This window comes from Burkholderia sp. 22PA0099, assembly GCF_047497165.1.
Taxonomy (GTDB): Bacteria; Pseudomonadota; Gammaproteobacteria; order Burkholderiales; family Burkholderiaceae; genus Burkholderia.
This window is the reverse complement of the sequence record NZ_CP163165.1, coordinates 2,653,421-2,666,727: the sequence shown is the minus strand read 5'-3', so window position 1 is coordinate 2,666,727 and position 13,307 is coordinate 2,653,421. Positions and strand designations below refer to the sequence as shown.

Sequence of the window (13,307 nt, the reverse complement as noted above, 5' to 3'; positions counted from 1 at the left end):
AGTATGTCAGTGCGCGGCTGACGCCGCCGCTCCCGAATCGCCACCGCCCCCGGCTTTTTCCGGCTTGGTAATCCAGACCAACCCGATCAACACCACGAAGATTGCGGCCGACAGATAGAACAGGTCGTTCACCCCGAGCTGCGCGGCCTGTTGCGTGGTCATCTGGTTGATCAGGCCATACGCCTGCTGATCGCTGAGCCCCAGGCTGTTCATCTGCGCGACGGCTTGATTGAACACCGGGTTGTAGACGTTGGCCTGCTCGACGAGCTGCGCGTGGTGGAAATTGTTGCGATGGTCCCAGGCCGTCTGGAAGATCGACGTACCAATCCCGCCGCACATGATCCGCACGAAATTCGACAAGCCGGATGCCGCCGGAATGCGATGGCCGGGCAGCCCCGACAGCGTGATCGACACGAGCGGAATGAAGAAGCCGGCCATTGCGATGCCCTGGATGAACGTAGGCGCCATCAGCGACCATTCGTCGACGCCGGTCGTGTAGCCCGAACGCATCCAGAAGCAGAGCCCGAACACCAGAAATGCCGCTGTTGCGATATAGCGCGGGTCGGTGCGTGGCAGGAACTTGCCGGTGATCGGCGACAGGATGACGGCGAAGAAGCCGACCGGCGCCAGAACCATCCCGGCGTCGGTGGCCGTGTAGCCGATCTGCGTTTGCAGCCAGAGCGGCAGCAGCACCAGATTGCCGAAATACAAGCCGTAGCCGACCGACAGCGCGACCGTACCGCCCGTGAAATTGCGCGTGCGGAACAGCGACAAATCGACCACCGGATGCTTGGCCGTCAATTCCCAGATCACGAAGAACGCGAGCGCGATCACGGCGGTCAGCGCCAGCGCGATGATCATGGGCGAGGCGAACCAGTCGAGATCCTTGCCCTTGTCGAGCATGACCTGCAGCGAGCCGACCCAGATCACCAGCAGCGCGAGGCCCACGCCGTCGATCGGCGCCTTGCGCGTGACCGATTCACGGCTGCGATAGATCATCCACGTCACGATCGCGGCGACGATGCCGACCGGGATGTTGACGTAGAAGATCCACGGCCACGAATAGTTGTCCGAGATCCAGCCGCCCAGAATCGGCCCGGCCACAGGCGCGATCAGCGTGGTCATCGACCAGAGCGCCAGCGCCATCGGTGCGCGGGCACGCGGATAGCTCGACAGCAGCAGCGATTGCGACAGCGGGATCATCGGCCCGGCCACGGCGCCCTGGATCACGCGCGAGACCAGAAGAAACGGCAGCGTCGGCGCCAGTCCGCACAGCCACGACGAAAGCACGAACAGGATGATCGACGCGAGGAACAGGCGCACCTGGCCGATCCGGTCGGTCAGCCAGCCGGTCAGCGGCACCGAGATCGCATTCGCGACCGCGAACGACGTGATCACCCAGGTGCCTTGATCCGACGACACGCCGAGGTCGCCCGAGATGGTCGGGATCGCGACGTTCGCGATCGAAGTGTCCAGCACGTTCATGAACACCGCGAGCGACACCGCAATCGTGCCGAGCACGAGTTGGCCGCCTTTCAGCGGCGCATGGGCTTGAGGAGGTGTGGCCATGAGCGCTCCGCGCTTACATCGATTTCGACGTGGACGGATGGCCCGTTGCGGCGGGTGCCGCAGCGGACGTGCGCGACGTGCCGGCACCGCCGGCATTCTCGGCGATGATCCGCGCGATTTCGGCGTTGGCTTCGTCGCCGTACTTCGCGAACACGTCGGTCTGGTAAATCGTGTTCTGCACGTTGCCGAGCTGGCCACCCTGGTCGTTCTGGATATCGACGTCGACCTGCATCGACAGGCCGATACGCAGCGGATGCTGTTCGAGCTCCTTCGGATCGAGCGCGATACGTACCGGCAGGCGCTGCACGACCTTGATCCAGTTGCCGGTGGCGTTCTGCGCCGGCAGCAGCGAGAACGCCGAACCGGTGCCGGCCGAGAAGCCCACCACCTTGCCGTGATACTTGACCGACGAGCCATAGATGTCGGCGCTCAGTTCGACCGGCTGGCCGATCCGCATATGCGTGAGCTGGACTTCCTTGAAGTTGGCATCCACCCACACTGCGTTGAGCGGCACCACCGACATCAGCGGCGAGCCCGGCGCGACGCGCTGGCCGACCTGCACCGAGCGTTTCGCGACATAGCCGGTGACCGGCGCCGGCAGCGTGTTGCGCGCGTTGTTGAGGTAGGCATCGCGCACCTTCGAGGCGGCGGCGAGCACGTTCGGATGATCGGCGATCGTGGTGTTCGCGGTCAGCGCACGGTTCGAGGCGAGTTGCTGCTGCGCGGCGTCGACCGAGGCCTGCGCGGCCTTGACCGCATCGCGCGCGTGCGAGATTTCTTCCTGCGAGACGGCGCCCGTTTGTGCGACGGCCGCACGGCGGCGCAGGTCGTCCTGAGCCTTAGACAGATCGGACTGGCGCAGGGTGACCTGGGCGCGATATTGATCGTCGTTGACGAACAGGCCGCGCACCTGGCGCACCGTCTGCGCGAGATTGGCCTCGGCCTGTTGCAGCGCGACCTGCGCGTCGGCCGGGTCGAGCTTGACGAGCGGCGAGCCGGCCGTGACGGTTTGCGTGTCGTCGGCGTTGACCGCGATCACGGTGCCGGTGACCTGAGGCGTGATCTGCACGACGTTGCCGTTCACGTAGGCGTCGTCGGTTTCCTCGTGGAAGCGCGCGACGAGGAAGTAGTAAAGCCCGTAGGCAACCGCGGCAATCACGATGATGACGGCAAGCAGCAGCATCATCCGATTGCGCTTCGAGTTGTTCGGCTGGGATGCGCCGGCTGCGTTCTGTTGAGGGTCGCTCATGGCGATGTTCTCCGTCGATTCTTGTCGGTGTGCGAGTGGTATCGGGCGAGGGTGGCGAGCATCAGTTCGATGCCTGCTGGCGGCTGGCCGTGGCGCCGCTGGCCGCGGGCGGCTCGGCCGCGAGTGGCGTTGGCGTGGCGTCGAAGCCGCCGCCGAGCGCCTTGATCAGGCCGATCTGCAGGTCTCGGCGCCGCATCACGAGATTCGTGACGGACTGTTCCGCGGACAACCGGTTGATGTCCGCGCTCAGTACCTGAAGCTGCGGCGACAACCCGGCCTTGTAGCGGATCACGGCGAGATCGTAGGCGTGCGTCGAGGCCTCGAGCGCGCGTCGCGCGTCGCCCATCTGCTGGTCGGCCGAACGGATCGATGCCACCTGCGTGGCGACGTCCTCGAGCGCGCCGATCAGCGTCTGGTTGTAGTCGGCCACGCTGAGGTCGTAATCCGCGTACTTGCCCTTGAGCTGCGCGCGCAGGGCGCCGCCGTAGAAGATCGGGATATGCACGGCGGGGCCGAACTGGGCCTGACGGCTCGCGAACTTCAGAAACTGGCCCCAGCCGAACGCGTCGAAGCCGAAACCGGCCGCAAGGTTCACGTCGGGGAAGAACTCGGCCTTGGTCTCCTTGACGTCGGCGAGCCGCGCCTCGACCTGCCAGCGCGCTGCGACGATGTCGGGCCGGCGCGACACGAGATCGGCGGGAATGTTGTCCGGCAGCGTGACGGCGCCGGCCGGTTGCAGCACCGGCACCGCGATGGCGAGGCCGCGGTCCGGGCCCTTGCCGAGCAGCGCGGCCAACTGATAGCGCACCGTGGCGATCTGGCCGTCGAGTTCGGACAGCGTCGATTGGCTGGTCGCCACGTTGCCGCGTGCGGTCTGGCGTTCGACGTTGGTATCGAGCCCGGCGCCCACGCGCCCTTCGGTGATCTTGCCGACCGTCTCGCGGTTGCCGATCTCGCGCTGGGCGATGTCGCGCAATGCGTAGAGCTGGGCGAGCTGGTTGTAGGTGCGCGCGATCGAGGTGGCGAGCGTCACGCGCGCCTGCTGGAACTCGGCCTGCGCGGCTTTTTGCTGCGACACGGCCGACTTCAGGCGCGCCTGGTTCTTGCCCCAGAGGTCCAGATCCCACGAGGCGCTGACCAGCGCGTTGTTCTCGCTGAACCAACTGCCGCCGTAGGGTGGCGGGAACAGGCCGTTGCCCGAATAAAGCTCGCGCGTCCACGAATACTGGCCGTCGATTTTCGGGAACAACGTGGCGCGCGACGACTGGATGTAGGCCGAGGCCTTGGCGATGCGCGCCTGGGCCTGGGCAATCGTGGGGTTGTCCGCCAGCGCTTCGTCGATCAGCTTCGGCAGTTGTGCGTCACCGAACTGGCTGGCCCAGTCGAAGCTCGGCCATTGGCCGCCCTGGGCGGGCAGGCTCTGCACGCTGTCGAACTGCGCGGCGGGCGCAATCTGCTTGTCGCTATGGATGCCCATGTAATTGGCGCAGCCGGCGAGCGCGAACGCGGCAAGCGCCGCCGCGATCGTGCCGTGCACCGGCCGCGCTACCGTCCCCGGCCCTCGATGGATAGTGGACATTGCAAGGATTTCCTTATGTCGATCCGTCTGGAATTGTTGTTGTGGCACGTTTTACTGCGCCGGATTGCCCGTGCCGCCGGCACCACCCACTGCGCTCTCGCCGCAGTAGTTGCTGAGGATCCGACGCAACATGCTTTTCAGGAATCCGACTTCCTCTGGCGTGAAGCCGGCCAGCAAAGTATCGAGCACGCTGATGAAGATTTCGGGCATGCGTTCGGCCAGCTCGCGTCCCTCGTCGGTCAGTTCGAGCTGGACCACGCGTCGGTCCTCGTGGCTGCGAACGCGTGACAGCAGCCCGCGCTTTTCGACGCGATCGAGCAGCCGCGTCACCGCGCTGGCGTCGATCGCATACTCGCGCGCCAGTTCGGCGGCGGTCGAGCACTTGCCGACCGCGAGCATGAACAGCATGCTCGCCTGCGTGCCGGTGATGCCGAGTTCGGTCTGGGTGCGCTGGGTGACGAGGTTGGTCATCAGCGAACGCACGCGGGAAAGCAGATAGCCCACGCTGTCGTTGATCGGGTAGGCCGCCAGCGACAGGCCGGGAGGAAGGCGTGAAGGGGAATCGGAATCCGACATGGTCGCTGTTTCTGCAATAGTTGACTAGGCAGCAGTATAGGTGCGAATGTTTGCCGCGGCAAATAATGCATCCGGGTTACGCGGCCGGCAATCGGGGCGGATACGGAGAGGGCGCGGTGCGCGCCCGGACAGGCGGCCCTGGCGCCGCGGCGATGGCGTTTGCGCGACAGTCGAGTGTGCAGTGCAGCGAAGCGCTCAGCTTGCGACATGCGGGCATGCTATAATCCTTGGCTTTCCAGGATGCAATTTGCAGCTGCGCGCGTGAGGCTTGATCCAACACGCGCCTTTTTGCGTGTCCGATCATCAGGTTTCGAAATCAGGTTTCTATGACCCGCGCCCTTCGCAATATCGCCATCATCGCCCACGTCGACCACGGCAAGACCACGCTCGTCGACCAACTGCTGCGCCAGTCCGGCACCTTCCGCGAGAACCAGCAGATGGTCGAGCGAGTGATGGACTCGAACGACATCGAAAAGGAACGCGGGATCACGATTCTCGCGAAGAACTGCGCGGTCGAGTACGAAGGCACGCACATCAACATCGTCGATACCCCGGGCCACGCCGACTTCGGCGGTGAGGTCGAGCGCGTGCTGTCGATGGTCGATTCGGTGCTGCTGCTGGTCGACGCCGTCGAAGGCCCGATGCCGCAAACCCGCTTCGTCACGAAGAAGGCGCTGGCGCTCGGCCTGAAGCCGATCGTCGTGGTCAACAAGATCGACCGCCCGGGCGCACGGATCGACTGGGTCATCAACCAGACCTTCGATCTGTTCGACAAGCTCGGCGCCACCGATGAGCAGCTCGACTTCCCGATCGTCTACGCATCGGGCCTGAACGGCTATGCCTCGCTGACCCCGGAAGCGCGCGACGGCGACATGCGTCCGCTGTTCGAGGCCGTGCTCGAGCACGTGCCGGTTCGCCCGGCCGATCCGGATGCGCCGCTGCAGCTCCAGATCACCTCGCTCGACTTTTCGACCTACGTCGGCCGTATCGGCGTGGGCCGCATCACGCGTGGCCGCATCAAGCCGGGCCAGGCGGTCGTGATGCGCTTCGGCCCGGAAGGCGAGGTGTTGAGCCGCAAGATCAACCAGGTGCTGTCGTTCACGGGCCTGGAGCGTGTGCAGGTGGAATCGGCCGAAGCCGGCGACATCGTGCTGATCAACGGTATTGAAGATGTTGGTATCGGTGCGACGATCTGCGCCGTCGACACGCCGGAAGCACTGCCGATGATCACCGTCGACGAACCGACGCTGACGATGAACTTCCTCGTGAACTCGTCGCCGCTGGCGGGCCGCGAAGGCAAGTTCGTGACGAGCCGCCAGATCCGCGATCGTCTGATGAAGGAACTGAATCACAACGTGGCGCTGCGTGTGCGCGACACGGGTGACGAAACCGTGTTCGAAGTGTCGGGCCGTGGCGAACTGCACCTGACGATTCTGGTCGAGAACATGCGTCGCGAAGGCTACGAGCTGGCCGTGTCGCGTCCGCGCGTGGTGCTGCAGGAAGTCGACGGCGTGAAGCACGAGCCGTTCGAGCTGCTGACGGTGGACGTCGAAGACGAACACCAGGGCGGCGTGATGGAAGAACTGGGCCGCCGCAAGGGCGAAATGCTCGACATGGCGTCGGACGGCCGTGGCCGTACGCGCCTCGAGTACAAGATTTCGGCACGGGGCCTGATCGGCTTCCAGAGCGAATTCCTGACGCTGACGCGCGGCACGGGCCTGATGAGCCACATTTTCGATTCGTACGCACCGGTCAAGGATGGCTCGGTGTTCGAGCGCCGCAACGGCGTGCTGATCTCGCAGGATGACGGCGCAGCCGTGGCCTACGCGCTCTGGAAGCTGCAGGATCGCGGTCGCATGTTCGTGAAGCCGGGTGATGCGCTGTATGAAGGCATGATCATCGGCATCCACAGCCGCGACAACGATCTCGTCGTGAACCCGATCAAGGGCAAGCAGTTGACCAACGTGCGTGCGTCGGGCACCGACGAAGCGGTGCGCCTCGTGCCGCCGATTCAGATGTCGCTGGAATACGCGGTCGAATTCATCGACGACGACGAACTCGTGGAAGTCACGCCGCAGTCGATCCGCCTGCGCAAGCGCTTCCTGAAGGAACACGAGCGCCGTCGCGCCAGCCGCGAAACCGAGTGATCGAACCCTCGCGAAGCTGCGACAACGATCAGGAAAAAGCCGCCTTCGGGCGGCTTTTTCGTTGTCGGCGCCGTGATGCGTAAAACACTATTGCGGGACTTATCGAAAATCGCCCCTTTCTGCCATGAAAGCCCATGGGGCTTGGCTCTCACGGGTGCGACATTCCGCCCTTCATTGTTGCGTAGTGTGCTATGCTGCGCGCACAAAGTTTTCGGTCCTTCCAAGCAAGACTTGATTCGCAATCCGCCAAACGGTCAGGCCGTGTCGCGGAAGGTTGAGCAACCCGCTATTCCTCGAGAAGCTCGAAGAAAGGTGAGCGTAAAATGTCAGATGTCATGAAGCAGTTTCAGCTGAACTCCTATCTGTTCGGCGGCAATGCTTCGTATGTAGAAGAGCAGTACGAAGCCTATCTGGACAACCCGGCATCGGTGCCGGACAACTGGCGCGAGTATTTCGACGCGTTGCAGAATGTCCCGGCAACGGATGGTTCGAATGCCAACGACGTTGCCCATTTCCCGATCGTCGAGTCGTTCGCTCAACGCGCGAAGGCCAACGCCTTCATTCCGCGTGACAGCGGCAACGGCGGCAATCTGGCAACGGCTCGCAAGCAGGTTCACGTCCAGAGCCTGATCAGCGCGTACCGCTTCCTCGGCTCGCAATGGGCCAATCTCGACCCCCTGAAGCGTCGCGAGCGTCCCGCCATTCCTGAGCTGGAGCCGTCGTTCTACGACTTCTCCGAAGCCGACCTCGACCAGACCTTCAGCGCCAGCAACCTGTATTTCGGTTTCGAACAGGCTTCGCTGCGTGACATCGTCAAGGCGCTGCGCGACACGTACTGCGGCACGATCGGCGCCGAATACATGTATATCGGCGATCCGGAGCAGAAGCGCTGGTGGCAGGAGCGTCTCGAATCGACGCGCGCCACGCCGAACTTCACGGCCGAGAAGAAGAAGCACGTGCTGAACCGCCTGACGGCCGCCGAAGGCCTCGAGCGCTACCTGCATACCAAGTTCGTTGGCCAGAAGCGTTTCTCGCTCGAAGGCGGCGAAAGCTTCATCGCGGCCATGGACGAAGTGGTCCAGCATTCCGGCTCGAAGGGTGTCCAGGAAATCGTCATCGGCATGGCCCACCGTGGCCGCCTGAACGTGCTCGTGAACACGCTCGGCAAGATGCCGTCCGACCTGTTCGCCGAATTCGAAGGCAAGCACGTCGACGATCTGCCAGCTGGCGACGTCAAGTATCACAAGGGTTTCTCGTCGGATGTCGCAACCGAAGGTGGCCCGGTCCACCTGTCGCTCGCGTTCAATCCGTCGCACCTTGAAATCGTCAACCCGGTGGTCGAGGGTTCGGCGAAGGCACGGATGGACCGTCGCGGCGACGCCGACGGCCTGCAAGTGCTGCCGGTGCAGATCCACGGCGATGCGGCCTTCGCGGGCCAGGGCGTCGTGATGGAAACGCTGAACCTCGCGCAAACGCGCGGTTACGGCACGCACGGCACGCTGCACATCGTCATCAACAACCAGATCGGCTTCACCACGTCGGACCCGCGCGATGCGCGCTCGACGCTGTACTGCACCGACGTGGTCAAGATGATCGAAGCGCCGGTGCTGCACGTGAACGGCGACGATCCGGAAGCGGTGGTGCTCGCGGTGCAGATCGCGATCGACTACCGGATGCAGTTCCACAAGGATGTCGTGATCGACATCGTCTGCTTCCGCAAGCTGGGTCACAACGAGCAGGATACGCCGGCGGTCACGCAGCCGCTGATGTACAAGAAGATCGCACAGCACCCGGGCACCCGCGCGCTGTATGCCGAGAAGCTCGTGCAGCAAGGCGTGATCGGCGCGGAAACGGGCGACGAATACGTCAAGGCCTTCCGCAAGGCGATGGACGATGGCCACCACACCATCGATCCGGTGCTCTCGAACTACAAGAGCAAGTACTCGGTCGACTGGGTTCCGTTCCTGAACCGCAAGTGGACGGATGCAGCCGATACGGCCGTGCCGCTCGCCGAACTGAAGCGCCTCGGCGAACGCATCACCACGGTGCCGGAAAACTTCAAGGTTCACCCGCTGGTCGAGCGCGTCATCAACGATCGCCGCAAGATGGCGAGCGGCGAGCAGGCGCTGGACTGGGGCATGGGCGAACACCTCGCCTACGCTTCGCTGGTCGCATCGGGCTATGCCGTGCGTCTGACGGGCCAGGATTCGGGCCGTGGCACGTTCACGCACCGTCACGCGGTGCTGCACGACCAGAACCGCGAGCGCTGGAACGACGGCACGTACGTGCCGCTGCAGAACATCTCGGAAGGTCAGGCGAACTTCAATGTGATCGACTCGGTGCTGTCCGAAGAAGCGGTGCTCGGCTTCGAGTACGGCTACTCGACCGCCGAACCGAACACGCTGGTGCTGTGGGAAGCGCAGTTCGGCGACTTCGTGAACGGCGCGCAGGTCGTGATCGACCAGTTCATCTCGTCGGGCGAAGTGAAGTGGGGCCGCGTGTCGGGCCTGACGATGCTGCTGCCGCACGGCTATGAAGGGCAAGGTCCGGAGCACTCGTCCACGCGTATCGAGCGTTTCCTGCAACTGTGCGCGGATCACAACATGCAAGTGGTCCAGCCCACCACGCCGGCTCAGATCTTCCACTTGCTGCGCCGCCAGATGATCCGCCTGTTCCGCAAGCCGCTGATCGTGGCAACGCCGAAGTCGCTGCTGCGTCACAAGGAAGCGGTGTCGGATCTGTCGGAACTCGCGAAGGGTTCGTTCCATCCGGTGCTGGGCGAGATCGACGAGTCGATCGACGCGAAGAAGGTCAAGCGCGTGGTGGCCTGCTCGGGCCGCGTGTATTACGACCTGGTCGCACACCGTCGCGAAGCGAAGGCGAACGACGTCGCGATCATCCGTATCGAACAGCTCTATCCGTTCGCGCACAAGCAGTTCGAAGCGGAAATGAAGAAGTACGACAATGCGACCGAAGTGGTCTGGGTGCAGGACGAGCCGCAGAATCAAGGCCCGTGGTTCTACATCGAACACCACCTGAAGGAAGGCATGAAGGACGGTCAGAAGCTGGCATACAGCGGCCGTCCGGCTTCGGCCTCGCCGGCGGTCGGTTACTACGCGAAGCACTATGAGCAGCAGAAGGCCCTGATCGAAGGGGCGTTCGGCCGACTCAAGAGCGCGTCGATCGCAAAATAAGCGGACATCACGAACCGGGAGCGCGCCCAAGCGCGTTCCCGGTTTGTTTCGTCGCGCGCGCAGCGAATCTGACGCGAGCACGAACTGTCCTCGGCATCCCGACATTACCCAGATCAAGCATCCAGGAAACAAGTCATGGCTATCGTAGAAGTCAAAGTCCCCCAGCTTTCGGAATCGGTTTCGGAAGCCACCATGCTGCAGTGGAAGAAGAAGCCCGGTGAAGCCGTCGCTCAGGACGAAATCCTGATCGAACTCGAGACCGACAAGGTCGTGCTGGAAGTGCCGGCACCGGCAGCCGGCGTGCTGTCGCAAGTGCTGCAAAACGACGGCGATACGGTTGTCGCCGATCAACTGATCGCCACGATCGACACCGAAGCCAAGGCTGGCGCCGTGGCGGCGGCTGCCGGCGAAGCGGAAGTGCGTCCGGCTCCGGTGCCCGTCGCCGTGGAAGCCGCGCCGGCCGCTGCTTCGGGGTCGAGCAACACGTCGGCCTCGCCGGCTGCCGCCAAGCTGCTGGCCGAGAAGGGCGTCGATCCGAGCCAGGTCTCGGGCACGGGCCGCGACGGCCGCATCACGAAGGGCGACGCGCTGGGCGCGAACGCCGCACCGGTGAAGGCGGCTGCCGCACCGGCCGCCGCCGCGCCGAAGAAGGCCGCAGCGCTGCCGGACGTCAAGGTTCCGGCCTCGGCCACGACCTGGCTGAACGATCGTCCGGAACAACGCGTGCCGATGTCGCGCCTGCGTGCGCGTATCGCCGAACGTCTGCTCGAATCGCAGCAAACCAACGCGATCCTGACGACGTTCAACGAAGTCAACATGCAGCCGGTCATGGACCTGCGCGGCAAGTACAAGGACAAGTTCGAGAAGGAACACGGCGTGAAGCTGGGCTTCATGTCGTTCTTCGTCAAGGCGGCGGTTCACGCCCTGAAGAAGTACCCGCTCGTGAACGCGTCGATCGACGGCAACGACATCGTCTACCACGGTTACTTCGACATCGGTATCGCGGTTGGTTCGCCGCGTGGCCTGGTGGTGCCGATCCTGCGCAATGCCGACCAGCTGAGCCTGGCCGACATCGAGAAGAAGATCGCCGAATTCGGCCAGAAGGCCAAGGACGGCAAGCTGTCGATCGAGGAAATGACGGGCGGTACGTTCTCGATCTCGAACGGCGGCGTGTTCGGCTCGATGCTGTCGACCCCGATCATCAACCCGCCGCAGTCGGCCATCCTCGGCGTGCACGCGACGAAGGAACGCCCGGTCGTCGAAAACGGCCAGATCGTGATCCGTCCGATCAATTACCTGGCGCTGTCGTACGACCACCGCATCATCGACGGCCGCGAAGCCGTGCTGTCCCTGGTCGCGATGAAGGATGCGCTGGAAGATCCGGCACGCCTGCTGCTGGATCTGTAAGCCTCGCTTTTCCGTATTGAATCGCTCCGTTCGCGCGGCGCACGCATTGCGTGCCGCCGCGCGTCGGGCAACAGAGAAGGATAGTCATGTCCAAGGAATTTGACGTCGTCGTGATTGGCGCCGGCCCCGGCGGCTACATCGCTGCGGTGCGTGCAGCCCAGCTCGGCAAGACGGTTGCCTGTATCGAGAAGTGGAAGAACCCGGCCGGCACGCTGAAGCTCGGCGGCACCTGCCTGAACGTCGGTTGCATCCCGTCGAAGGCGCTGCTGGCCTCGTCGGAAGAATTCGAAAACACCTCGCATCACCTGGCCGATCACGGCATCACGGTCGGCGAAGTGACGATGGACACCACCAAGATGCTGGCCCGCAAGGACGCCATCGTCGAGAAGATGACGGGCGGTATCGAGTTCCTGTTCAAGAAGAACAAGATCACCTGGCTGAAGGGCCATGGCAAGTTCGCGGGCAAGACCGACGCGGGCGTGCAGATCGAAGTCAGCGGTGAAGGCGAGACCGAAGTCGTGACGGCGAAGAATGTCATCATCGCTACCGGCTCGAAGGCGCGTCACCTGCCGAACCTGCCGGTGGACAACAAGATCGTCGCCGACAACGAAGGCGCGCTGACGTTCGACACCGTGCCGAAGAAGCTGGCCGTGATCGGCGCCGGCGTGATCGGCCTCGAACTCGGTTCGGTCTGGCGCCGCCTGGGTGCCGAAGTGACCGTGCTCGAAGCGCTGCCGGCGTTCCTCGGTGCCGCTGACGAAGCGGTCGGCAAGGAAGCCGCGAAGCTGTTCAAGAAGCAAGGCCTCGATATCAACCTCGGCGTGAAGATCGGCGACGTGAAGGCCTCCGACGCCGGCGTGTCGATTGCCTATACCGACAAGGACGGCAACGCCAAGACGCTCGACGCCGACCGCCTGATCGTGTCGGTCGGCCGCGTGCCGAACACCGACAACCTCGGCCTCGAAGCCATCGGCCTGAAGGCCAACGAGCGCGGCTTCATCGACGTGGATGACCACTGCCGCACGGCCGTGCCGAACGTGTTCGCGATCGGCGACGTGGTGCGTGGCCCGATGCTCGCGCACAAGGCCGAAGACGAAGGCGTGCTGGTAGCCGAAGTGATCGACGGCCAGAAGCCGCACATCGACTACAACTGCATTCCGTGGGTGATCTACACCTCGCCGGAAATCGCCTGGGTCGGCAAGACCGAGCAGCAGTTGAAGTCGGAAGGCCGCGAGATCAAGGCGGGCAAGTTCCCGTTCTCGATCAACGGCCGTGCGCTCGGCATGAATGCACCGGAAGGCTTCGTGAAGATCATCGCCGATGCCAAGACCGACGAAGTGCTCGGCGTGCACATCATCTCGGCCAATGCGTCCGACCTGATCGCGGAAGCCGTGGTGGCGATGGAGTTCAAGGCGGCGTCGGAAGACATCGCCCGGATCTGCCATCCGCACCCGTCGCTGTCGGAAGTCGTGCGCGAAGCGGCACTCGCCGCCGACAAGCGTTCGCTGAACAGCTGATCGATGCGGCCGCGAGGCCGCGATATGGCGCCGTGCCGGCATGTTGCCGGGGCGGTGCCGCCGTTTGAT

General features: G+C 64.0%; 8 protein-coding genes. 4 read left to right on the top strand and 4 right to left on the bottom strand.

All coding sequences use genetic code 11. From position 1 onward, the window contains the following. Positions 1-6: 6 nt before the first annotated feature. The 4 genes from AB4851_RS27260 to AB4851_RS27245 form a co-directional block, all read right to left on the bottom strand. On the bottom strand, positions 7-1,569 hold the full coding sequence (locus AB4851_RS27260) for a DHA2 family efflux MFS transporter permease subunit (protein ID WP_414444955.1): 1,563 nt from the start codon (positions 1,567-1,569) through the stop codon (positions 7-9). A 13-nt stretch (positions 1,570-1,582) separates the two neighbouring features. Next, a complete protein-coding gene (locus AB4851_RS27255) occupies positions 1,583-2,818 on the bottom strand; it encodes an efflux RND transporter periplasmic adaptor subunit (RefSeq protein WP_414449565.1) in 1,236 nt (411 codons plus the stop codon). A gap of 61 nt (positions 2,819-2,879) precedes the next feature. Then, on the bottom strand, positions 2,880-4,397 hold the full coding sequence (locus tag AB4851_RS27250) for an efflux transporter outer membrane subunit (RefSeq protein ID WP_414449564.1): 1,518 nt from the start codon (positions 4,395-4,397) through the stop codon (positions 2,880-2,882). 51 nt (positions 4,398-4,448) lie between these two features. Further along, positions 4,449-4,973 (bottom strand): MarR family winged helix-turn-helix transcriptional regulator, encoded by a 525-nt coding sequence (locus tag AB4851_RS27245; RefSeq protein WP_414449563.1) that lies wholly within the window; start codon positions 4,971-4,973, stop codon positions 4,449-4,451. A 326-nt stretch (positions 4,974-5,299) separates the two neighbouring features. On the opposite strand from AB4851_RS27245, the gene typA reads away from it, so the two are divergent. From typA to lpdA, 4 genes are all read left to right on the top strand, one after another. Continuing rightward, the gene (typA, locus tag AB4851_RS27240; RefSeq protein WP_414449562.1) at positions 5,300-7,120 is read left to right on the top strand and encodes a translational GTPase TypA; all 1,821 of its coding nucleotides are present in this window, start codon (positions 5,300-5,302) and stop codon (positions 7,118-7,120) included. 323 nt (positions 7,121-7,443) lie between these two features. Then, positions 7,444-10,314: a 2-oxoglutarate dehydrogenase E1 component gene (locus AB4851_RS27235; protein WP_414449561.1), complete on the top strand. Its 2,871-nt coding sequence runs from the start codon at positions 7,444-7,446 to the stop codon at positions 10,312-10,314. A gap of 135 nt (positions 10,315-10,449) precedes the next feature. Continuing rightward, positions 10,450-11,721, top strand: a complete 1,272-nt coding sequence (gene odhB / locus AB4851_RS27230) for a 2-oxoglutarate dehydrogenase complex dihydrolipoyllysine-residue succinyltransferase (protein ID WP_414444961.1) — start codon at positions 10,450-10,452, stop codon at positions 11,719-11,721. Between the two features lie 86 nt (positions 11,722-11,807). Continuing rightward, positions 11,808-13,238 carry a dihydrolipoyl dehydrogenase gene (gene lpdA / locus AB4851_RS27225; RefSeq protein WP_414449560.1) on the top strand — a complete coding sequence of 477 codons (1,431 nt, stop codon included), beginning with the start codon at positions 11,808-11,810 and terminating at the stop codon, positions 13,236-13,238. Positions 13,239-13,307 lie beyond the last annotated feature (69 nt).

Excerpts from the sequence above, each read along its gene's own strand:
- AB4851_RS27260 (WP_414444955.1), bottom strand. The coding sequence starts at position 1,569 with ATGGCCACACCTCCTCAAGCCCATGCGCCGCTGAAAGGCGGCCAACTC.
- AB4851_RS27255 (WP_414449565.1), bottom strand. The coding sequence starts at position 2,818 with ATGAGCGACCCTCAACAGAACGCAGCCGGCGCATCCCAGCCGAACAAC.
- AB4851_RS27250 (WP_414449564.1), bottom strand. The coding sequence starts at position 4,397 with ATGTCCACTATCCATCGAGGGCCGGGGACGGTAGCGCGGCCGGTGCAC.
- AB4851_RS27245 (WP_414449563.1), bottom strand. The coding sequence starts at position 4,973 with ATGTCGGATTCCGATTCCCCTTCACGCCTTCCTCCCGGCCTGTCGCTG.
- typA (WP_414449562.1), top strand. The coding sequence starts at position 5,300 with ATGACCCGCGCCCTTCGCAATATCGCCATCATCGCCCACGTCGACCAC.
- AB4851_RS27235 (WP_414449561.1), top strand. The coding sequence starts at position 7,444 with ATGTCAGATGTCATGAAGCAGTTTCAGCTGAACTCCTATCTGTTCGGC.
- odhB (WP_414444961.1), top strand. The coding sequence starts at position 10,450 with ATGGCTATCGTAGAAGTCAAAGTCCCCCAGCTTTCGGAATCGGTTTCG.
- lpdA (WP_414449560.1), top strand. The coding sequence starts at position 11,808 with ATGTCCAAGGAATTTGACGTCGTCGTGATTGGCGCCGGCCCCGGCGGC.